This window comes from Cyclobacteriaceae bacterium, assembly GCA_025808415.1.
GTDB lineage: Bacteria > Bacteroidota > Bacteroidia > Cytophagales > Cyclobacteriaceae > UBA2336.
In genome coordinates this window covers 347,905-370,689 of record CP075525.1, presented here as the reverse complement: position 1 = coordinate 370,689, position 22,785 = coordinate 347,905, and the positions used below count along the sequence as shown (strand labels likewise).

Sequence of the window (22,785 nt, the reverse complement as noted above, 5' to 3'; positions counted from 1 at the left end):
ATGGCTTTGGCAAAGCAATCCTGAAATCATAAGCCTGAACCATGTTCAAATACACACTCCTCCTTTTCTTCCGTAACCTGAAGCGCCAAAAACTATTTTCTGCCATTAACCTGCTGGGCTTAACGGTAAGCATAGCGGCAACACTTCTCATTTACATTTATGTTGATCATGAATTCAGCTATGACCGGTTTCATCATGACGTTGACCGCATTTACAGGGTAAACCAAACATTCATCTGGGGAGAGAATAACAATAGTCAATTTGCCTCAACAGGCCCTGGTGTAGCCTACGCCCTTAAGGAAGAGTTGCCGGAAATCGATCTGATTACCAGCATTCACACTACCGGTAATTTTTTTATCTCCTACGTGGCAGGCAACAATGATGTGATCACCTTTGAAGAAACCCGCGTACTGGCAGCCGACTCCAATTTTTTCAGGGTGTTTAATTTTCCTTTGATCAAAGGGAATATAGAATCGGTATTCGAGCAGGCCAACAACGTGTTGATGACGGTGTCCACCGCAAAAAAGTATTTTGGCGATGAAGACCCGATTGGAAAGCTGGTGCGTATTGAGGGGCCCGATGGCGAACCAAAAACATACGAAGTAACGGGTATTGCTGAAGATACGCCCGACAATTCATACATCCGGTTTGATGTATTGATTTCCATGAAGAGCTTCCCGGCTGTATTGAGAACGTGGAGTTGGGTGTGGACACAGTTGGAAACATACATTAAACTTAGCCCTGCTGCCGATGTTAACCAGGTGCGTGCCAAACTTGAAAAAATTCCACAGAAGCATGCCGGACAGACGCTGAAGAACGCGTTCAATACAACATGGAATGAGTACATCGCTGCCGGTAAAAAGTGGGAATTGTTTCTGCAGCCGATGACAAAAATTCACTTGCCCGATAAAGAAGTGATCAACAGGTTGAGTAACTCTGGCAACCGTACGGTAATTTACTCTTTCATTGGCGCTGCTGTTTTTATTGTACTCCTTTCCTGCATCAATTTTATGAACCTGTCCACCGCGCAGTTTACACGCAGGCTCAAAGAAGCCGGAGTCAGAAAAATTCTGGGACTTGGTAAAAAGGAGTTAAGCCTCGGATACTTCTTGGAAGCGTGTATATTTTGCTTTATAGCATTGGTGGCTGGAATTGCCCTTGTGCAAATGTTTCTTCCGGGATTCAACCTGATCACAGAGAAGTCACTTCAATTAAACCTATTGGATGGTAATCTGATGCTTGTTGCTGCAGGACTTGTATTGCTGATGGCCATCGTGTCAGGCAGTTACCCGGCCATTTTTTTAAGCACTTTCCACCCCGTGGAAGCCATGAAGGGAAAAGTAAAAACAGGACGCGAAGGGAAAACATTTCGCAACGCGTTGGTTGTCTTTCAATTCAGTGTTTCCATCATCCTCATTATATGTACAGCCGTTGTATTTCAGCAATTGAAATTTGTTGCCGACAAAGACATCGGGTTTAACCGCGAGAACCTGCTAGTACTCCGGCATGTAGAAACGCTTAAAAGCGGTGAAAGCATTACACATGCTGCATTGAGCGTTCCGGGTGTGAGCAACGTTACGTTGTGTACTTCTGTTCCGCCCCGCATTTGGGGAGGAGATTCCTTCGGAGTTGAAGAAAACAGCGAAATCATGTTTCCGCTGAACTTCACCACAGCCGATGAACGCTACCTTCCCACGTTGGGTGTGCAACTGAAAATCGGCCGGAATTTTTCGATTGATAATCCCGGTGACGTTGGGCGGGTAATCGTGAATGAATCAACCATCAAAAAAATAGGTTGGAATGTGGATGAATCGGTGATTGGTAAAAAGCTGACCTACGAGGAAAATTCCTTTGAGATTATGGGTGTAATGGCCGACTTCAATTATTGGCCGTTGTCTACTCCCATTGAACCCATGGCTGTTTTCCATGTGAACACCCGCAACCTTTATGCTGAAGTAAGGCAATACCTTGCGCTGCGCATAGAGCCACAGTCGGGTGAGGCCTGGAAAAAAACTTTTTCGGAACTTGAACAGGTATGGAAACAACATTCTGGTGATACACCTTTTGATTATTACTTTGTCGATAAAGCTTTTGCCGAATCATTCAAATCCCAGCAGCAGTTTGGAAGTGTGCTCACGGTAATGGCTGTACTTGCCATCATGATTGCAGCCTTGGGTTTATTGGGCATGATTGTATATGCGCTTGAACAACGCACCAAGGAAATCGGGATACGCAAAGTGTCCGGAGCATCCGTGTGGGATATTCTCAAACTCATCTCGAAAGGGTATACCTGGCTAATACTTGTTGCATTCGTAATTGGTGCGCCATTCTCGTATTGGCTCATGCAACAGTGGTTACAGGACTTCGCTTATCGCATAACCCCGTCCATCTGGATTTTTGTTGTAACCGGCTTAAGTACGTTGGTCGTAGCCGTGCTTATCACCAGCTATCACTCAGTAAAAGCCGCATTAACCAACCCGGTGGAGGTATTGAGGGATGAGTAGTGGTTTCTGGATTTAAGAAAATCATTAGCTTCACACTTTCTATTCATTGAAGCTATGATTGATATCAGGTTTGGTTTGCTGCTTCCCTGGACGTTTCGACTATTAGCTGCTTGTGCCATGATTCTTGGATTAAGTGCCTGGCAAACAAATCCCTGGGTAACCGTTGTAATCGGGGTAGTCGGATTTTTTGCTTTGGTGGCCCATGAAGGCACCGAAATCAATCCGGCTACTAAGACCTACCGCGAGTATACCTCTTTCTTCTTTTTCAAAACCGGAAGATTTAAATCCTACACTGAGATTGAATTGATTTTCATTAATAGGGCAATGGAGAGTCAACAAATGTATACAGCGCATACTACTCACTCATCAACATTCGAGAATATGGTATACAATGCCTATTTGAAATTCAGCAACGGAGAAAAAATTCATCTTCAAAAAATCAAAAATAAAGAAAAGCTGATGGCTGTACTCAAGCCACTAAGTGAAGCGGTTCAGGTTGAGGTTACAGACAACACCTGATTGAAGGTTATTCAATTGGTTGGTTATCTTTACCGCATGCAACCCTTCAAACACAAAGTCCCCATTCAACTTCGCTTTAAGGACATTGATAAAATGGGGCACGTAAACAACGCCAATTACCTTACCTACATTGAAATTGCCCGTGTAAAATATTTTGAAGATGTGGTGGGCACCGATAAAAAGTGGAGCCAGCAGGTGGGCATCATTCTCGCACGCATTGAAATTGATTACAAAGCCCCCGTGTTTTTACACGATACAATTTTTGTATACACACGTTGTTCCCGTATTGGCAACAAAAGCCTCACCCTCGATTGGGCTATTATTCGCGAAAAATCAGGAGACGAAGAAATTGTTGCGCAAGGCAATGCTGTACTGGTGTGTTATGACTACGCCCACGAAAAAACCATTCCCATCCCGGAAGAGCAACGAAAAGCGATTGAACGATTCGAGAACAGTTAATTACTGCACCCGCTGTATAGACAACGAGGCTCGTGTTGTGGCCCAGTAAAAATGCATGTTAACTCCACCTTCAGCAGGCGTCAAAGAGATAGTGAATTGCTCAATCTCCGGTAAGTCATTGCGCACCGAGGCGGGTACACGCATTACATCCATGCTTTCTTCAAACGGGTCTCCGCCAAGTTTTGCACCCCAGTACCCAAGCTTGCTGTTAAACACAACCGTCCAGGTCGAGTCGTAGGGAATCGTATAGAGTGAATATCGTCCAGCTTTCAATAACCTGCCATCCAGCATCACATCGTTACTAAAACTTATTTCGGTGGCTTCATTGGCTCCGGTGCGCCATTTCATTCCGTATGGAACAAGCGCACCTTCTGATGCTTCGCCAAAAATTACCCTGCCTTTCTTGAACGGTTGACAGTAATTAACCTGAATGAGGAACTCACCATCTTTAAATTCCGCTACGGCAGCGGGACTGTGATTTTTGGTGGTGAACATCATATAACCAACATAGCCGGCCACAATAAGTACCAGCACGCCAATGCCGAGGAGTATCTTTTTTAACATAGTCGTTAGGTTTACATCAAAGGTACAAGGTTTCAGACAGGAAAGTTCAATTCAAACCATTTCTGTTGCGAGGTGGTCTTCTGCTCGGAGACAACACGCTGCTCCAGTTTCTGCTGGGCGCGTTTAATGGATGATGTGATCATGCTGTGCCCCATAATTTCATGCTCATCCATACCCATGCGTCTCATCATTTCCTGCAAACGCTCGCCACCGAAAAAATTGAATAGCGGCTCGTCCAACGCGGAAAGTACGTTCACTTCGGCAAGGTTGAGCCTTTTGTAAAGTTCATCTTCCGTTTTTCTAAGGGGATAATGCTCAGCAAAAACTACCATTCGGTTTTGCACCTGTTGAATCTCAACATCGCCAGCCAGAATAACGGCATCTTCAGGCACAACCTCCTTCAATGCGACCGCGCTTTCTTCAAACCACACCAAAAACAGGCACTGCGGATTGGCCCCATACATGGCGCGGCATGCCTGTAACCTGGCTGCACGGGTCATCCATACCTTGTCCACCACCTTTACGTTACTATCCGATGATTTAAAGAAGCTGAACATATCTGCCAAGGTATAAAAAAACCTTATGCCCACTGCTGTAACATGGTTTTGGAGTGCCTGTAATTCTTAGTAGTTTTCTAAGGTCTTAAAACTCCATCATGAAAAAATTACTGCTTTTCCCTTTTGTTTTTGTTCTCTCCGTAGCCTTTGCCCAGAAAAAGAAAAACGAAACACAACCTGCTCCTACGCCACAAGCCACCGGCATTGCCGCCAAAGTATCAGGTATGAAGCACAACCCGGGCTACTTCGATTTTTACTACGATGAAAAGCAGGATAAAATCTTTTTAGTCATTGATAAGTTTGATACCGAATTCCTGTACGTAAACTCGCTACCAGCCGGCATAGGCTCAAACGACATTGGGCTGGATCGCGGCCAACTTGGCGATGAACGCATTGTAAAGTTCGAACGCAGGGGACCAAAAGTTTTAATGATTCAACCCAACTATCGCTTTCGCGCGATCACTGCTAATGTGGATGAACGCAACGCAGTAGAACAAGCCTTTGCACAATCCGTATTGTGGGGCTTTCCGGTTACCGCAGAAGAAAAAGACAAGGTGCTGGTTGATGCAACAGACTTTTATTTACAGGATGCTCACGATGTAATCGGAAGACTGCGAAGTCAACAACAAGGAAATTATTCGTTGGACAAATCGCGGTCAGCATTTTATCTACCCCGCACAAAAAATTTTCCACAAAACACCGAAGTTGAAGTAACGCTCACCTTCACCGGTCAGGCTACCGGTGGTTACATTCGCAGTGTAACACCCACACCCAACAGCGTTACCGTGCGGCAACATCACTCGTTTGTGCAGTTACCCGATAGCAACTACAAGCCACGCAAATTCGATCCGCGGGCAGGATACTTCGGCACTTCTTTTTATGACTACGCCACGCCCATCCATGAGCCGATTGAAAAGCGTTTCATCAACCGTCACCGGCTGGAAAAGAAAGACCCTTCGGCCACCATCAGCGATCCGGTTAAGCCCATTGTATACTACCTCGATCGTGGCACACCTGAACCTATTCGCTCAGCGTTGCTGGATGGCGCCCGTTGGTGGAACCAGGCGTTTGAAGCGGCCGGGTTCATTAATGCTTTTCGGGTTGAAATGATGCCCGAAGATGCCGACCCGATGGATGTGCGCTACAATGTTATTCAATGGGTGCACCGCTCCACACGAGGCTGGTCGTATGGCGCATCCGTGAGCGATCCGCGCACCGGTGAAATCATTAAAGGCCATGTGTCGCTGGGTTCACTTCGCGTGCGTCAGGATTTCTTGATTGCCGAAGGACTGCTGGCTCCCTATGCCGATGGCCGCACCGTTCCGCCTGAGATGCAGCAAATGGCGCTGGCCCGCCTGCGCCAGCTTTCTGCCCATGAAGTTGGTCACACCATTGGTATTGCCCATAGCTATGCCTCCAGCACCGAAAACCTTGCTTCGGTAATGGACTATCCGCATCCTATTGCCACCCTTAAAGATGGTAAGATTGATTTGAGCAAAGCTTACGATGATAAAATCGGGGCATGGGATAAAGTGGCCGTGATGTATGGTTATTCGCATTTCCCGGAAGGGACGGATGAAGAGGCTGCACTGGAAAAAATTATCCAGGATGGGCTAAAGCAGGGGCTTACTTTTTTATCCGATCAGGATGCACGGCCAACCGGTGGTGCCCACCCGTTTGCACATTTGTGGGATAATGGAAAAGATGCAGCCGATGAATTAAACCGGGTGATGCAGGTGCGAACGCTGGCACTCAAAAACTTTGGCGAGAAAAATATACGCGAAGGAACACCGATGGCCTTATTGGAAGAAGCGCTTGTCCCCATCTACTTTTTTCACCGCTATCAAACAGAAGCCACCTCAAAAATTATTGGAGGATTAAATTATCGCTATGCACTGCGCGGAGATGGACAACCGGTAACCGAAATGGTTTCTCCGGCACAGCAACAAAAAGCATTGGACGCATTACTTAATACTGTCGCACCGCAAGCCCTTTCGCTACCGGCAGATTTAATCAAAAACATCCCTCCTCATCCAACAGGCTACCCACGAACACGGGAAGTAATGCGCACCCGCACCGATCTAGTGTTTGATCCGTTGGCCTATGCAGAGAGTGCTTCCGACATGGTGTTTGGATTGATCTTTCATCCCGCCCGTGCAACACGATTAGTTCAACATAATGCCCTGTACAATCAGCAGCCCTCATTGGAAAATGTGATTGATAAAATCATCAACACCACCTTTAAGAGCGCAAACAAATCCGGCTACGAGGGCTTGTTGCAAATGACGGTTAACCATAGTGTGCTGAATAATCTGATCAAACTCAACAATAATCAAAATGCCTCGGCACAGGCGAGGGCCATTGCTTCCTTAAAAATCGATCAGTTAAAAACATGGCTAACGGAAAAAGTAAAAGCTACATCCAACGAAAGTTGGAAAGCGCATTATGCCTATGCATTAAGCTTAATTCAGGTGTTTCGTGAAAATCCGGAGAAGTACGAAGCCGAAAATTTACTAACACCACCACCGGGGCAGCCCATAGGGCAGCAGGAAGATTATTGCCGTTGGTAAGCTAAGAAACCGTCAGTTCCGTTTTGCTTTAAATTTTTCGCGGGCTTGGCGTATTTCCTTTGCGCGGCTGCCCGTTAGCGGAACGTCAATGGGCGAAAAGTTGATAAAGTTTGTCCCGGCCTTTTCAAATACCTGAACGATGTAAAATTCATCGGTATCCTCCCAGGGGTTTATGTTAGCCAACGTGTATATGGCTGTATAAAATGCGCGGTTTGAGGTACCATTAATATTTCCACCGAAGGACCTGAAATCTGCACGAACAGCCAGGTTGTTAGAAGTGCCCTCGTAATAATTATACCCCAATCCGTATATGCCGTTCGGGTAAAGGGTGTTGTTATTGGACGGTAAAAAAATCTCTTCAAAAGTAGTCCCAATGGAAAAGGCACCATCAACAAATTCAAAGTCATCGGAACCCGGTGAGGTCTCGTACCACAGGAATAAATCCATGTCTACATTGCCCGGTGAGCCACCACCGGCATTCCACGACAGGTTGATTTTCAGGCCCGGACTGGCCGTGTGATCTATATCGTTAATGGTAATGGTGTGCACCGCTTTTGTGCCTACTGCCGCGTTGCCGTCAAAACCTGTAAGGGTTACAATAATTGTCTCGGAAGGATCGTAAAACTGATCGTCAAGAATGGTAAAGGAAATTCCGGTTGAACTTATCGTAAAAGTATAATCTGTTCCCTGGGTCGCTGTTCCGCCTAACGTAATATTAGGCACAATGCCACTGGGCACGGAAGAGCTGAACTGCACTGTTGAAGTGGCCCCTTCGGTTACCGTTGAAGTTTCTGATTGAAAATCAATCTTGGGGGTATTCTCATCATCACCACAACCAGTTAGAAATAGCGATGAAAAAATAAGCATGGTAAATAAGGCACTCAACAACTTTTTCATAAGAAACGATGGAAGGTGAGCTTTGAAAATACAAGTAATCTGCCAGTTTTGAAAATTGTTCCTCTTCTACCAATCATGATCACTTTAATCGATCCCGTACGATTAGCAGAGAACCTGTTGGTCAAAAAACTAATGTTAACTATGTTTAAGTCTTGTTTAACTATCGGAAGAAACTATTGTTAGAGGAAGGTAATTATTAATAACATTTAACTTATTAAACCCCTGATTATGGCACAGACCAAGCTTGGCGAAAATGTAGTAAACACCGCAGGTGATTTACCTAAAGTAGGATCTGCCGCTCCGGATTTTATACTTACCGGCAGCGATATGAAAGAAGTAACCTTAAATCAGTTTTCCGGAAAAAATCTTGTCCTTAACATTTTTCCATCCATCGACACGGGAGTGTGTGCAAATTCTGTTCGTGAGTTCAACAAGCGCGCGGCCGGTTTGCACAACACCACAGTATTGTGCGTGTCAAAAGACCTGCCCTTTGCCATGAAGCGCTTTTGTGGTGCTGAAGGCATTACCAATGTATTAACCGCTACGGATTTCAGGAACCGCGGCTTTTCTACGGCTTACGGTGTGGAACTGATTGACGGAGGTTTTGCGGGCCTTCTCGCCCGTGCCGTAATAGTAATCGACAGCACGGGTAAAGTAAAATATACAGAACTGGTTCCTGCAATAGGCCAGGAACCCAATTATGACGCAGCATTGGCAGCGCTTTGATTTTTTAATTCAAGATTCAAAATTCAAGATTGGTATTTCCTTATCTTAAATTTTGAATCTTGATTTTAGAATCTATTGCCCCACCATAAACACCGCATTCGCGAATAACATCTTACCATTCTCCCAGAAATTACGGAACAGCGGATCATCAACAAAGTAAACAATCTGTCCGCGGCCTTTATCTTCCACACCAAACACAAAACTGTTGTCCATTTTCTTGTTGATTTTGTGGCCGGCAAATCCCTGCACCGGTTTTGCTTTGCCTTTTATTACGCCAACGTTCCAGCCGCCTTGTAAATAGTCAAAGTACAACTCGTTTGTTTTAAGGGTGTAATATGTATCTCCCAACCCAAAGGCTAGCGGATGGGTTTTATCCAGTGTGATCTTGTAAATAGCCCCTGAAATAGATTGTGATATGGCCTTGCGTTCTGCGGCATCGTATGGCATCAATACATCTTTGGTTTGCTCTTCCTTGTCCTTCTTTTCAGCTTCTTTTTTTGCCTCTTCGGTGGCATACTTCTTCAACGCAAAACCATTTTTATCGGCAAAAGCATTTAGTGCCCCGGAAACAAGAATCAATCGTCCGCCATTGGAAACCCAATCCTGCACCGACTTTAATGTTTCTTCATTAAACATCCGGTAACGGCCTTCCGGCACCAGCAACACATCATAATTTCTAAGTTCTATCGAATTAAAATAATCGGTACCGATTTGCGTGATGGGATATTTTAACTCCTGCTCAAAGAAATGCCACGTAGCGCCAGCCGATAACGATGAGGTTTGATCGCCCACCAATGCCGCTATGCGGGGGGCTTTCAAATAATTTACATAGCCTGATCCGAAATCTTTTCCGCTATCGACAAAGCCTGTGCTTGCCGCAAACCACTTTCTGTTTTTTGCGCGCGCAAGCGACTGAACAAGCTGATCGAAATTTGGAATTCCTTCATTGTTTCGCTGCGTAACAACGAGCGAGCCCGCGTCAAAACTCTCACCGTTTACTTTGAAAGGCTTTAACGATGAACGCACCTTAACTCCGTTATTCATCAGGGCACATAAAAATTCAACATCGGCCAGACTCTGGTAGCGGAAGATATAGGCATACGGTTTTTGATTGACTGGCGTATTGGCCGCCTCTTTCGCCACATAATTTTTTCCGGGATTGATGCGTTCATTCAGTGCATATCCTTTCAACCCGTAAGCGTACATTAAATTCCACGCAGTAATATCGTATGTTACGGAGTCAGGGAGTTTGGATTGTGGTTCAAACAACGTGGTAATAAATCTTGACTTCGGTTGAAAGATATTAATTACAATATCCTCCGTGCTTACGTTGAAACTTTGGGTGGCCTGTGAAGTGTAATCAAAACCTCGTGTTGCCTTTCCGGCAGATGGATGACCGTACTTAATGCCATGGGCATCCATCCATGAAGCAAGGCGTTGAATTTTATCAGGATTATTATCGCCTTTGATCACATAGGTTTTATAGGGCGATGATGGACTGGAATTGTTCTCCCTGAAATATTTTTCAAATTCATCCACCACGCGGGTAGCATTAACAGACGTTACTTCAACCGTGGAGATTCCGGTAGTGTGATGATGCGTGAGCCTGTCTTTTAAGGTTAACGGATCACCCTCGCGGGTGGTAATGGATAATCCGCCAAAACCACCTCCGGCTTGCTCATAGGTCATGCCTATGGCCCCATTGTACGTAGGGTAGGTATCGCCATAACTAGGGTAATACAAGTCAAACACTTCTTTGGTAAAATACAGCCAACCTTGCTGATCGAAATACTTTGCATGGTTTTTACCGATGGTAACCTGGAATTCGCGCTGCCACGGGGTAATCACTTCATGATAGGGTTCTGCAGCAGGCGCAAAGTAATACGGGTTGTTATATCCTTGTTCGTGAAAATCAACATGCACATGGGGCATCCATTGATTATAAATTTTTACACGCTGCTGCGATTCAATCTGCGTAAGCCATGCCCAATCGCGGTTTAAGTCGAACCAGTAATGATTGCTTCGTCCACCGGGCCACGGCTCGCGGTGTTCGCGTGCATCGCCACTGGAATTAGCCGGACGATTACCGTATTGGTTATAAAAGTTTGCATACCGGTCGCGCCCATCGGGATTGATGCACGGGTCGATGATTACCACTGTATTCTTTAACCACTCTCTTGATTTTGCATTGTTCGGGTCGGCCAACTCATACAATGTTTGCATGCAAGCTTCCAACGAGCTGGCCTCATTACCATGAACGTTATAGCTCAGCCACACAATGGCTACTTTGGTGGAAGGCGTACCTTCAGCTAACCCGGTTCGTCTCAGGTTGTCCAGCCGGATTTGTTCCAGCCGGGCATAATTTTCGGTTGATGCAATAACGGCATACACCAGTGGGCGGTATTCATATGTTTCGCCATACTTATACAATTCAATAGTAGGAACGGCACTGGCAACGTGTTGAAAATACTCTACTACGCGGTGATGACGGGTAAAGCGCTCGCCAAGTTCATATCCCAAAAACTGATTAGGTGGTAGCAACTGTTGCTGGGCAACGGCTACCAGGCAGGAAACAAGAAGTAAGGCCAGGACAAAATGCTTTTTCATAAGTGAGAATAGTTAATGCGAAAAGATAGAAAAGTATATCAACATAATGCGCAGGATTTATACCAACGCAACTTACCAACGTGTTAGAGCTGACGTTTGATCTGGGGTGTATGATGAATAATATGCTCGCGAAAGAAGATCATGGTTTGCCGAACATCCAGCCGGCCCGCTAAGGGGTGCTTGTAAATTACCTTGCGAACATGTTTATCCTCCATGTTCTCCAAAAACTGTTTAAGCTCATTACGAACAATCGACCATTCTTCAATAAGCTTGGGTAAAGGCATGGCCGGAGGTGTATTATCAACCATTACTTTTGGTGCTTTATACTTTAGCGGTATGCGTTGCGAGATGATCAACAACCACAGTCGCAAAGTTTCTACAAGGCCAGAGTTTTTAACCGCATCAATCCCCTGCGCTTTCTTTTTAATATAAGCCAATGAAAGTTTTTCAGAGGTGAGCAGATGTGTTAGTATCTGGCTGATGGACCACTTGCCCGGAAAGGCTGATGTATTATACTTTTCCTCCGGAAGATTTTTTACCAAAGAAAGAAGTGCTTCGAGCTGTTGCTCCAACTCCTGAAAAACTGACTTGACCGATGCGTTCATCTGCTTAAATTTTACTCAAGGTAGGGGTTGATACCGAGGAAGAAAAGGTTTTAGGACAGTGGTGCCTTTTGGTTTTTTATTATATTTAACACACAAACCAAACCCTATCAATTATGGACGCTTATGACAACGGTGCCGCCTCCGGAATATTCGGGATGATCGGTATTATTTACATTGCCGTATTTATTTTCTTCATGGTATGCTACTGGAAGATTTTTGAAAAAGCTGGTAAGCCCGGCTGGGCTGCCATTATTCCGATCTACAATTTTATTGTCTTTCTCGAAATAGTAGGAAAGCCCGTTTGGTGGATCATTTTAATCTTCATACCCATTGTTAACTTTTTCGTTTTGATTTACCTGGTACATCTGTTCGCAAAATCATTCGGTAAAGACATCGGTTGGACAATTTTCCTTCTTCTTTTAGGATTCATTGCATTACCAATACTTGCTTTTGGTGATGCCAAATATGTTGGTCCGCCTAAAGGTTAAGATAAAAACTGTTCTGCTAAATAGGGAAGCCTCCGTCAAAATCGGAGGCTTTCTTTTTCTAACACAAAAACTTTAGTCGCTTCGGTAACATGGTGATGTGTACAGGCAGTTTTCCAACTAATTCTCCGTCCGCCTCAATGGGTAACACCTTCTTAGCAGTAATAGTTACCTCGTTGGCTTCGCGGTATTCGATATCATCATGAATGGCCCGCTTGCCACTGCGCAACCTTCCGTTTTGAATAATAAAATCCAGCACCGAAACCTTGCCGGCAATGAAGCACGAAAATTTCCCATCATCCACCACGGCATCGGGAGCAATGCCAATACCGTTGCCAAAAAATTTGCCGTTGGCTACCGCTACCGAGCGTATTGCGCCACTCCATTTCCATAATGGGGTTTGTAGGGTAATTTCTTCGGGACTATACGTGAAAAAGGTTTTAACGATGGCAGCGTAATAGGCTATCAACGATCCGAAAGCCCTTCCGCTGTTGAGCAACCGCTCCACTACAATGGGGCCCATGCCCACATCAGCTATGTTGATAAAGTAGCGAGGAGGAAGTTCGGACTTATCAGGAAATGTAATCTTTCCAATGTCAATTGACTTACCTGAAAACCGTTTTAGTATTTCTTCTAGAGCTTCAGGCCTGTTTGAAATATTCATAGTCCTTGCAAAATCATTACCCGATCCCAAGGGAATTAATCCCAGCAACGGAAGATCCTTTGTGGTTTCGTGATGTAGCAGCATACCATTCAACACCTGGTGTAAGGTGCCATCTCCACCGGCTGCAAGGATGGCATCGTAGTGTTGATGCAACGCCTTGCCGGCCAACTGCACAGCATCATTCTTAGAACGCGTTTCGTGTACCTCCACATTCGCTACCTTTTTTAAGGCAGGAAGTATTTTAGAATAGAAATATTTCTTCTTGAGGGAGATGCCGTTGAGAATGATGCATACTGACTTTGCTCCCTCCTTATCCTCCTTGGAAAGAGAATCAGAAGAAGTGTCTGCACCACCTGTTGCCATTACTTACAATTCTTCTTTATGGCTGCACGTGCATCGGGCGAACCTAAATCTTCAGCGGTTTTAAAATCCAGGCAGGCATCATACTTATTGCCCATCTGCAACTTCACTAACCCACGCTGGTAAAACGTTTCCGGATCGGTGGGATACAATTCAATAGATGAAGTATAATCTTCTATGGCTCCTGTGTAATCTGCTTTTTCGGTGCGACTCAACGCCCGGTTATCATAATATACCGGATTAGTAGGGTCAAGCGCAATGGCTTTGGTGTAATCTTCAATGGCACCATCGTTTTCATCCATGCTGAATTTCACTACCCCACGAAGGTTATAGGTTTCAGGATCATCAGGGTTAAGTTCTATGGCTTTGTTATAATCTTCCAGGGCGCCTTTAAAATCTTCCTTAGCACTTTTTGCCAAGGCCCGGTTCTCGTACTTCAATGGATCTTTCGCGTCAAGCTTAATGGCCATGTCGTAATCAGCAATGGCTTTGTTAAAATCGGTGATGTTATAGTAAGCTACACCCCGATAATTATAAAGGGCGGCATCAGTCTTATCCAGTTCAATGGCCTTGGTGTAGTCGTCAATAGCGCTTATGAATTCACCCAGTTCCGCTTTAACAACACCCCGGTTAAAAAACTTGTCGGCATCGGGCGGGCCCAGTTCCAGCGCTTTTGAAAAATCAAAATAGGCACCGGTCAAATCCTCCAGGTTGTACTTGGCAAAGCCACGGTTGGTGTACGCACTAATGTACTTTGCATTGAATTTTATGGCCTTATCAAAATCGCGTATGGCGCTTTCATCATCACCCAGCGCCACCTTGGCTTCACCCCTGTAGTTGTAAGCCTCGGCATAGGTTGAATCAATTTCCAACGCAAAGGTGAGGTCGGCAATGGCTCCATAAAAATCTTCCAGTCCCATGCGGGCTTCTCCGCGTAGCCGGAACGCTATTTTGTTTTTGGGTTGGGCATCCAGCAGTTTGGAGAGATCAGCTTTCGCACCGGTGTAATCTTTAGCCGATAGTTTTTTCCTGGCGCTCTCCAGTTGCGCATCCTGCGCTGATACCGAAAAGGAAATCAAAAAGGTAAAGAGGATACTGTATACAGAAAATTTCATAGGCATACATTAAGATTTAGGCTTACGCACCAAAGCTTTAGTTGAAACCATTTTGTGAATTTTTAGTGCTTTTGTGGCCTACGTTGCTGCCACTAAAACCCGAAGACACAAAACTTCACGAAAGTGCGTAAGTCCGGTTAAGTTCACAAGTTAGGAAAATTTGATTTCACCGCTGAACCATCCTCGTCCTGGTTTAAATCCATCCGTTCATATACCCATCCATCCGCAAAGGATAATTTTTGAAAACGATGTATTAAATAGTGCTTACTTTGATGCAAACATTCCCCTTATGATCAAACATTGGTTATTGCTTTTTGGATTGTCCCTGATCGTTAACCCGCTGTGGGCACAGGAAAAACCAGCCGTGTTAAAAATGGATTTTGAGGCATATGATCCGCCTTCAACATTGGTGGTTCCAGAACACCCAGTGACACGGGCTAAATTTCCATTTATTGATATTCACAATCACCAACCCTACATGACGTCACCCGGTACGCTTAAAAAACTGGTGGCCGAAATGGACAAGCTGAATATGGGTGTCATGATTAACCTGAGTGGGCGAGGTTTCCGCAGTAGCGCGGATCATCTGCAGCGATCGATGGACACCATCAATGCATTTTATCCCAAGCGTTTTATCGTGTTCACCAATGTTGATTTCTCCAATATTGATAATCCCGAATGGCAGGCGCGTGCTGTGAAGCAACTTGAGGAAGATGTGAAGCGTGGAGCCATGGGGTTGAAAATTTACAAGAGCCTGGGCATGAGTACCCGCGACAGTAAGGGCAACCGCATTGCTGTTGACGATCCACGCATTGATCCGATTTGGGCTAAGTGCGGTGAGTTGGGCATACCGGTTTTAATTCACACGGCAGATCCAAAATCATTTTGGGATCCGATGGACGAAACCAATGAACGATGGCTTGAACTTAAAACGCATGCCGGCCGAAAGCGCAGCGATACCGACCCGGCACCGTGGGAACAATTGATACAGGAGCAGCACAACGTTTTCAGGAAACATCCAAAAACAAAGTTTATCAATGCCCACATGGGATGGTACCCGAATGATTTAAAAAAACTTAGTGGATTGCTGGATGCTATGCCCAATATGTATGTAGAAATCGGGGCGGTTATTGCTGAGCTTGGTCGCCAACCACGCACGGCACGGGACTTTATGATTAAATATCAGGACAGGGTTCTGTTTGGAAAAGATTCGTGGGTACCGGAAGAATACGCCACGTACTTCCGTGTATTGGAAACAGCCGATGAATACTTTCCGTACCACAAACGCTACCATGCCTTTTGGCGGATGTATGGCCTGGACCTTCCGGATGAGGTATTAAAGAAGGTATACTATAAAAATGCCTTGAAACTCTTGCCCAAAGTGGATGCGAGCCAGTTTCCGAAGTAGATAATGATCGCTTTAGCGCCACTAAAACACCAAAGCACAAAATTAACTCCTCATTATTCCATCTTGTTTGGCTGAAGTTTAAACCCCAACGAAACGGAACAACTCCAGGGATATAAGTGCAGATAGTCACCACTATTGGACTGGATAAAGGAAAAATTAAAACCGGCTTGTGATGTTAGCATGATTCTTCTTTGGCTAAAATAAATCCGGTATGCTGCGGTGGGTTCAAAATAGCCATTGGTCTTGGCGAATGAAATGGAATTATAGTAAGTCGATTCAATGTTCGCCTTCGAATAATTGACCACCGTAAACCTTCCGGTAAAAATCCAGTCCCAATTCTTATTTCGGATGGCCACAGTGGGTTGCAGAAAGTAGCGTTGAAAGCGGGCCGAAGTGGTGAGTGTATCAACCGGAAAGAGGTTTCGCGCATAATATCCTGAACTTCTTCCAACCCCTGCGCCTGTCCAAAGTTCGAAAGTAAACGTATTGCGTAAACCGGTTTCAATAACTGTAGGCCTGATGTACCCTATACCGAACTCACCAAAACTACTTCGGTTTTTATACTTGTTGTCAGTATCCACGTCAAAATTTCCCGGCCTTGAAACATAAGCGTAGTTAGTCATGAGACCAATGTTTTTGGTGGCTGCATAAGCTACCTGTACATCATAGCTGGTACCGAGGCCTGCCGAGGCCTGAAACTCACCCGGGGTGTCAAACAAAGCAATGTTGCGGGCATTTGGAATATACACAGGCGCACAACCTGAAATAAGACAGCAAAACAGGATAATATTTCGAACCATACTTTACTTGATTCTACGAATAACGCCCTTATTTCAATATTCTGGTGCCTTCGCAGCCGGAAGAACTTTCTTGCCATCAAAGCTCAAAAAATATCCTGAGAATCCGTTTTAAGTCCTAAATAGAACTAAAATCTCCTCGGTCTGTGTCCCACAGACCGAACGTGTGAATAATGACGCGGTTCGTGAGGACACGAACCATGGGGATTTGAGTTTAGGAGCTGAAGCGGACTCACAAAAAATATTGTGCGCAACCGAGTTACAAATCTACTCGTACCCGCATTAAAACCAGCCCCCCACAAAAATCGTTGGTCAACATCTAAAGAATTAAATATTCGCTAACTTTGAATAGCCTAGTACCAACCATGAAGAAACTCCTTTGGATATTTTTAGCAGGCTCCATTTTTTCCTGCCAGGTGCAGGAAACCGAACTGCCACTTAAAGAAGAAGAGCCCTTTGCCTTTGAATTTGAAGAGGATGACGATTCTTCGCGCAAACGGCCGGATGGTGATGGCGGGCCAACCGTAATCCCAACAGGTGTAAAACCCTGTGCCGTTACTACGTATGATTTATTTGCCGGCCAGAAAAACGATGTGGGCAGCGTAACAATTGCGAATGATGCTGACTACTTATACGTTACCTACTTTACCACCAAAAGTTTCAACAAACTGCATCTGTGGTTTGGCCACAGCTTAAGCGATATGCCAAAAAACCCGGCAGGCATACCCGTTATCGGTCATTTCTTTCTAAAGGCTGATGCCAAAGGGAAAAATCAGTACACATTTAAGGTTTCATTCGCTGACCTGGAGAAAAGAAAAATCAAATGCGGTAACAAACTGATTTTTGTTGCCCATGCCGAAGTAGCGCGGGAGTCAGCGTTTGGCGGCCCTACTCAAATACCGGGCAGTAACCGTTGGGCATATTACATGACGCACACATTAAGTTGCTGCGATGACGGTGGAGGTGATGATAATCATCCCGATCCCGGACCTGGTTTGCAGGTAGCTTATGCAAAAGGTGGTTGGGTATTTGTTGCCGATGGCTGTAATGCCGTTAACCCTGAATGCTTGCCCGGACTTGGTATTGCCAATACACGATGGGGCTGGGCCATAAATGTTACCGGAACAATCGGAGCGTTTTATGATATCTGGGCTTCGGCTGATGGAAATAATACTGCTAACGGAACGAAGATCGGCAGGCTAACGGTGGAATACACCACCTGGCCAATCAACGGCATACCAACGGCTATAGGCTCCATCACATACCAATTAAACGATGGATGGGTGATGCAATCTTTAAACCTTTACACAGGCGACTTGCGGCCTGCGTCATCAAATCCGGAAGATTACGGCAAGAATGTTTCTTTCCCAAGCGGATCGTTCACATATTCGCACAACATCAATTTTGTTAACTACGATGAAGCCAATGATGGTGTTTGGTTTATTGCCCATGCCATCGTGCGGCCGGTAAATCCGTAACAAATATTTTAACCTTATTGAAAAGCCGCCTCACCAGCGGCTTTTTGCTTTTCAGCTTATGGCGTACTTTCACCAGATTAAACTCCTATCCATGATAGCAGAAGATGTAAACACCCTCATCCGTACCAGGCGATCTGTTTTTCCGAAAGATTATACCGGGGACCCCGTTAGCGATTCGGTTATAAGCACTATGCTGGAAAATGCCAACTGGGCACCTACGCACAAACTCACTGAGCCATGGCGATTTATTATTTATTCGGGTGATGGTCGTAAAAAGCTGGCACAACTTCAATCGGAAGTTTATAAAACCGTAACACAAGCTGATGGAACATTTCGCGAAGAGCGTTACGAAAATCTGAAAAAGAAACCGCTGGAATCTTCGCACATCATACTGGTGTACATGAAACGGGATGAAAAAAAATCTGTTCCTGAAATTGAGGAGGCAGGTGCAGTCTTCTGTGCCGTTCAAAATATGTATTTAACGGCTACTGCCAATGGTGCTGGGTGTTACCTCAGTACCGGGGGCGTTACCTATTTTCCTGAAGCAAAAGCTGCATTCGGTTTATCGGAGGAAGATAAAATCATCGGGTTTTTACATGTAGGTGTACCTCAACACAACCACCAAACCAGTAAGCGGATACCGGTAGATACAAAGGTTGTATGGATTAAGGAGTAGTGTAAATCAAACCACAGCCGATTCCTCCTTATCAGGGGGGGTGTTTACAGACTGCTTCACCTTCCCGGCTGTCCTTACTTTCTCTGACGTCCAGTCCATTCATCGAAAAACACATGCAGTACCCTCATCGAATTTATATCTTGGGGTATGCTTCGATATGCATTTATTCGTTTGGCATTTATTACATGGGGCTCTTCATCCTTTGCACAGCCTACCTATTCGGAAGCATTTCCCGGCATTACATTCACCGCACCCATTGAATTGTTATCGCCACCTGATCAGTCTAAACGTCTTTTCCTGGTTCAGCAAAATGGTCTCATTAAAGTATTTCCGAACAAAAGGAATTTAGTGCAGGCCGAGGTTAAAGATTTTCTGAATATATCTTCGTTGATTGTTTCCGGTGGTGAGCGTGGATTATTGGGCATGGCTTTCCATCCTGATTTTAAAAACAACGGCTACTTCTATTTGAACTATACACGGTCAGGGCCACTAACGTCAGTAATCTCCCGGTTTTCTGTCAAGGCTGATAACCCCAACGAAGCCGATCCTTCCAGCGAATTGATCTTGCTCACTCAAAGTCAGCCTTTCGATAATCACAATGGCGGCAAACTGGCTTTTGGTAACGATGGTTACTTGTATGTTTCGATTGGCGATGGTGGCAGTGGTGGCGATCCGCAGAACAACGCACAAAACCTGACCAACCTGTTGGGAAAAATTCTGCGCATTGACGTGAATGCTTCGGAAAATGGCCTGCCGTATGCGATACCTAATACCAATCCCTACAAAGGAAACACACAAGGCTATCGCGAAGAAATTTTTGCGTATGGGTTGCGAAACGTTTGGAAGTTTGCTGTTGATCAGGTGACCGGGAACATTTGGGCAGCGGATGTAGGACAAGGTGCACGCGAGGAAATTAACTTGATAACAGGGGGAAAAAATTATGGCTGGCGGTTAATGGAAGGAACGCAATGCTACAATCCCGCAACGAATTGTAATCCGGGCGATCTGGTGCTGCCCATCTTTGAGTACCCTCACCAAAACAATAACCGCTCCATTACCGGTGGCTTCGTTTATCGCGGAGTGCAAATTCCTGAATGGAACGGACAATACCTCTACGGAGATTACATTAGCGGAAGGATATGGAAACTAAACTATTCGAACAACCTTGCAACCAATGAATTTCTGCTCACATCCGGTGGGTTAATCTCCGCATTTGGCGAGGACCATAACGGGGAGCCTTACATACTGCACTATAGCTCGGGCAACTCCGGAAGAATCTATAGGTTTTCCCCAACTGCCCCGCAAGCCCCATCGGCACTTATGCTTCAGCGTAACACGGCATCCAACCAACTTACCTGGACTGATGAATCGAATAATGAATTAGGGTTTGTTATTGAACGCAGCCTGGCAAACGAAACCATTTTTGAAACTATCGATACAGTAGCGTACAATACTACCGGATACACCGATGCTTTAAATAATGCTGATGAATATACCTACCGGGTAAAAGCGTACAACAATGGGGGTGAGTCGGATTATGCTTATGCAGAAAATGTGGTTGGATTATATGAAGTAGTGCATGACGAGATTAACATTTACCCTAATCCAACAAACGGAATAGTACACATTACCTTATTGTCAACATGCAATGAACCAACGCACATTCGTGTTTTTAATACTATTGGTAAAGTCATGCAATCAACTACTACAGCCGACAAGCACATTACCTTAAACCTGGAAAATCTTTTACCTGGGGTTTACGTATTTAGGGCAACTAATCGTTTTGGAACAAATACACGAAAAATTGTTATTCGTTGAATTTGTGTTAAAACAAAAAAGACCGCCAGGGTTTAGCAGTCTTTTTATGTATGCTTAAAAATTAAGTTCTACTGTGCCAGCTTAATGATCCTCTCAAGGGGTAAACTGTTTGCTAGTTTTAATACTTCGGCTTCAGAAATATTGCCGTTGTAATCTAACGTAAGCATGGAATTGCCAAACGGTGTTTGCACCTGGTAGCCTGTGGTCAGGTTATTCTCATCGTATTCGCGGGTAAGCAACGACTTGTAGCCTTGCACCTTCACTACCTTTTGATTGCTGTCGCCTGAGTTCATGATCATTGGCATTGCTAATATGGCATTGATACCGGCCATCAACGGTGAATCACTTATGATGTCAAGGGTAGCACTTTTCGTTTCAGTGTTTCCGTAAACGCGGTGCACATATAAGCCACCCACCAAACCGCCCGACATGCCGGTAACCTGATCATTTTTGACATCACTGTTCATCCCGCCTAATGTGGTGGGCAGTACTTTCAATATTTCGCGGCCAATGGCTGCATCAATTTCACGTAAAGCGTTCTCCAGGTTGAATCTCGCATCTTCAAGGTTACCCGAATTGTAGGATGCTTTAGCGCTGGCCAGGCTCTTGTCAAACTCCTGTGCTTCGGCCATCATGGTAATGCACAAGCCTATGGTTACAAGGGATAAGAATATATTTTTCATGGTTGTTCGCTTTTAAAATTACTTCTCGCCCAGTTTATTTTTAATACCATCAAGGTCAAACACGTTGGCAGCATTCATCATATCTTGTTCGCTGGCAAAGTTTATGCCTTCCCAAACAATTATGGATGATTGGCCTATGGGTACACTCAGTTTATAGCCTGAACTTTGATTATATTCAATAATGCCGCGATAACCTTTCACTTTTGTTTGCTTCCAGTTTTGCTCACCTCCTGTAGCGGCATAGTTGGTATTGCTCAAATACATATTAGCCGCTGAAATCCAGGCTGAATTATTGGCAACGGTAACATTTAACTGCTTGTTACCCGATGCATACGCACGATGAATGGTGAGACCTACCCAGCCATAGCCCATACTGGTCACCTGGTCGGCATCAGCTTTTTTACTTAGGCCCACCACACTCTCGGGCAACGACTTTAAAACTTTGTTGCCGATTTCCATTTCAACGCCCAGCATAGCTTGCTTTAAGGCATAACGCGCATCGGAATAACGACCGGCTTTATACGAACTTTCGGCCTCGGCCATATTTTCCCTTACGTTGGGCGGGGTTACTACAAGGCCGCCCCCACTGGTGTTGGCCGGGCTACCGCTGCCACCCGGTCCATTGCCAGGCAAGTTGCCTCCGGGTGGGTTGGTACCAGACTGGTTACCGCCAACTTTTTCGTTAATTTTTTTGTCTACTGCGCGATCGGCTGCTTGCTCTGCTTTTTGTTTTAGCTTGCCCACCACGCCTTGCGCAATGCCGGTAAATGAAATACTTGCCAGCAACATGGCTGTCAGTAAAATCTTGCTTTTCATCAGCTTAAGGTTTGTGTGTAAATGAAAGAAAGCGTGAACGAATCCAAAGATACAATAAAATAGAATGAGCAATTATTCCGATTATCAAGCAACTTTGTGAAAATGAAAAAGCCCATTGCCTTTTCTTTTGTATTGGATGAGCTTTTCTCCATCCATCCAACGGTTAAACCCATGTTTGGTTGCCATGCCATCTATCATGGTGAAAAAATTGTGCTCATTACCCGTAATAAACCTGAACATGCTTATGATAACGGAGTATGGGTGGCCACTACGCCCGAACATCATGACAGTTTAAAAAGCGAATTCCCATCCTTGCGCTCCATTAACCTTTTTGGAAGCAAAGAGACTGCCTGGCAAAATATCCCGGCCGAGGCCGATGATTTTGAGGAGGCCGTTTTAAAAGCCTGTGCCCATATCTGCAAGGGTGATAAGCGAATTGGCAAAATACCGAAAGCAAAAAAGCGAAAGAAAAGTTAA

The 22,785-nt window shown here is 44.9% G+C and carries 21 protein-coding genes; 11 read left to right on the top strand and 10 right to left on the bottom strand.

Annotated features, from left to right (window positions below):
- Positions 1–41: 41 nt before the first annotated feature.
- The 3 genes from KIT51_01640 to KIT51_01630 are packed head-to-tail and all read left to right on the top strand — an operon-like array spanning position 42 to position 3,482.
- Positions 42–2,504 carry an ABC transporter permease gene (locus KIT51_01640; GenBank protein ID UYN87010.1) on the top strand — a complete coding sequence of 821 codons (2,463 nt, stop codon included), beginning with the start codon at positions 42–44 and terminating at the stop codon, positions 2,502–2,504.
- A 54-nt stretch (positions 2,505–2,558) separates the two neighbouring features.
- Positions 2,559–3,023: a hypothetical protein gene (locus tag KIT51_01635; protein UYN87009.1), complete on the top strand. Its 465-nt coding sequence runs from the start codon at positions 2,559–2,561 to the stop codon at positions 3,021–3,023.
- A gap of 36 nt (positions 3,024–3,059) precedes the next feature.
- On the top strand, positions 3,060–3,482 hold the full coding sequence (locus KIT51_01630; GenBank protein UYN87008.1) for an acyl-CoA thioesterase: 423 nt from the start codon (positions 3,060–3,062) through the stop codon (positions 3,480–3,482).
- On the opposite strand, the gene KIT51_01625 is transcribed toward KIT51_01630, so the two are convergent.
- Together KIT51_01625 and KIT51_01620 are read right to left on the bottom strand one after the other, a co-directional pair.
- A complete protein-coding gene (locus KIT51_01625) occupies positions 3,483–4,046 on the bottom strand; it encodes a DUF2911 domain-containing protein (protein ID UYN87007.1) in 564 nt (187 codons plus the stop codon).
- A 32-nt stretch (positions 4,047–4,078) separates the two neighbouring features.
- Positions 4,079–4,603 carry a hypothetical protein gene (locus tag KIT51_01620; protein ID UYN87006.1) on the bottom strand — a complete coding sequence of 175 codons (525 nt, stop codon included), beginning with the start codon at positions 4,601–4,603 and terminating at the stop codon, positions 4,079–4,081.
- A 98-nt stretch (positions 4,604–4,701) separates the two neighbouring features.
- On the opposite strand from KIT51_01620, the gene KIT51_01615 reads away from it, so the two are divergent.
- On the top strand, positions 4,702–7,173 hold the full coding sequence (locus KIT51_01615; GenBank protein ID UYN87005.1) for a zinc-dependent metalloprotease: 2,472 nt from the start codon (positions 4,702–4,704) through the stop codon (positions 7,171–7,173).
- A gap of 12 nt (positions 7,174–7,185) precedes the next feature.
- Here KIT51_01615 and KIT51_01610 read toward each other — a convergent pair whose 3' ends face one another.
- Positions 7,186–8,070, bottom strand: a complete 885-nt coding sequence (locus KIT51_01610) for a hypothetical protein (protein ID UYN87004.1) — start codon at positions 8,068–8,070, stop codon at positions 7,186–7,188.
- 228 nt (positions 8,071–8,298) lie between these two features.
- Here KIT51_01610 and tpx point away from each other — a divergent pair, with 228 nt between their 5' ends.
- Positions 8,299–8,796 (top strand): thiol peroxidase, encoded by a 498-nt coding sequence (gene tpx / locus KIT51_01605; GenBank protein UYN87003.1) that lies wholly within the window; start codon positions 8,299–8,301, stop codon positions 8,794–8,796.
- Positions 8,797–8,868: 72 nt separating this feature from the next.
- On the opposite strand, the gene KIT51_01600 is transcribed toward tpx, so the two are convergent.
- The gene (locus KIT51_01600; protein UYN87002.1) at positions 8,869–11,403 is read right to left on the bottom strand and encodes a zinc carboxypeptidase; all 2,535 of its coding nucleotides are present in this window, start codon (positions 11,401–11,403) and stop codon (positions 8,869–8,871) included.
- A gap of 83 nt (positions 11,404–11,486) precedes the next feature.
- Positions 11,487–12,008 carry a DinB family protein gene (locus KIT51_01595; GenBank protein UYN87001.1) on the bottom strand — a complete coding sequence of 174 codons (522 nt, stop codon included), beginning with the start codon at positions 12,006–12,008 and terminating at the stop codon, positions 11,487–11,489.
- 113 nt (positions 12,009–12,121) lie between these two features.
- Here KIT51_01595 and KIT51_01590 point away from each other — a divergent pair, with 113 nt between their 5' ends.
- Entirely contained in the window at positions 12,122–12,496 is a 375-nt protein-coding gene (locus KIT51_01590) for a signal peptidase I (GenBank protein UYN87000.1), read from the top strand.
- Between the two features lie 58 nt (positions 12,497–12,554).
- Here KIT51_01590 and KIT51_01585 read toward each other — a convergent pair whose 3' ends face one another.
- On the bottom strand, positions 12,555–13,520 hold the full coding sequence (locus KIT51_01585; GenBank protein UYN86999.1) for a YegS/Rv2252/BmrU family lipid kinase: 966 nt from the start codon (positions 13,518–13,520) through the stop codon (positions 12,555–12,557).
- A complete protein-coding gene (locus KIT51_01580; protein ID UYN86998.1) occupies positions 13,520–14,632 on the bottom strand; it encodes a tetratricopeptide repeat protein in 1,113 nt (370 codons plus the stop codon). Before KIT51_01580 ends, KIT51_01585 begins: the two co-directional genes overlap by 1 nt.
- Positions 14,633–14,921: 289 nt before the next feature.
- On the opposite strand from KIT51_01580, the gene KIT51_01575 reads away from it, so the two are divergent.
- Positions 14,922–16,040, top strand: a complete 1,119-nt coding sequence (locus KIT51_01575) for an amidohydrolase family protein (protein ID UYN86997.1) — start codon at positions 14,922–14,924, stop codon at positions 16,038–16,040.
- Positions 16,041–16,093: 53 nt separating this feature from the next.
- On the opposite strand, the gene KIT51_01570 is transcribed toward KIT51_01575, so the two are convergent.
- Complete coding sequence (locus KIT51_01570; protein ID UYN86996.1) at positions 16,094–16,840, bottom strand: hypothetical protein; 747 nt, start codon at positions 16,838–16,840, stop codon at positions 16,094–16,096.
- A 362-nt stretch (positions 16,841–17,202) separates the two neighbouring features.
- On the opposite strand from KIT51_01570, the gene KIT51_01565 reads away from it, so the two are divergent.
- The 3 genes from KIT51_01565 (at position 17,203) to KIT51_01555 (ending at position 20,809) form a co-directional block, all read left to right on the top strand.
- On the top strand, positions 17,203–18,315 hold the full coding sequence (locus tag KIT51_01565) for a hypothetical protein (protein ID UYN86995.1): 1,113 nt from the start codon (positions 17,203–17,205) through the stop codon (positions 18,313–18,315).
- A 58-nt stretch (positions 18,316–18,373) separates the two neighbouring features.
- Positions 18,374–18,991, top strand: coding sequence for a nitroreductase (locus KIT51_01560; protein ID UYN86994.1), 618 nt, complete (start codon positions 18,374–18,376; stop codon positions 18,989–18,991).
- Between the two features lie 147 nt (positions 18,992–19,138).
- Positions 19,139–20,809 (top strand): PQQ-dependent sugar dehydrogenase, encoded by a 1,671-nt coding sequence (locus KIT51_01555; GenBank protein ID UYN86993.1) that lies wholly within the window; start codon positions 19,139–19,141, stop codon positions 20,807–20,809.
- Between the two features lie 68 nt (positions 20,810–20,877).
- On the opposite strand, the gene KIT51_01550 is transcribed toward KIT51_01555, so the two are convergent.
- Both KIT51_01550 and KIT51_01545 read right to left on the bottom strand, forming a co-directional pair.
- Positions 20,878–21,492 carry a hypothetical protein gene (locus tag KIT51_01550; GenBank protein ID UYN86992.1) on the bottom strand — a complete coding sequence of 205 codons (615 nt, stop codon included), beginning with the start codon at positions 21,490–21,492 and terminating at the stop codon, positions 20,878–20,880.
- An 18-nt stretch (positions 21,493–21,510) separates the two neighbouring features.
- Complete coding sequence (locus tag KIT51_01545; protein ID UYN86991.1) at positions 21,511–22,308, bottom strand: hypothetical protein; 798 nt, start codon at positions 22,306–22,308, stop codon at positions 21,511–21,513.
- A 102-nt stretch (positions 22,309–22,410) separates the two neighbouring features.
- Here KIT51_01545 and KIT51_01540 point away from each other — a divergent pair, with 102 nt between their 5' ends.
- Positions 22,411–22,785, top strand: a complete 375-nt coding sequence (locus KIT51_01540) for a hypothetical protein (GenBank protein ID UYN86990.1) — start codon at positions 22,411–22,413, stop codon at positions 22,783–22,785.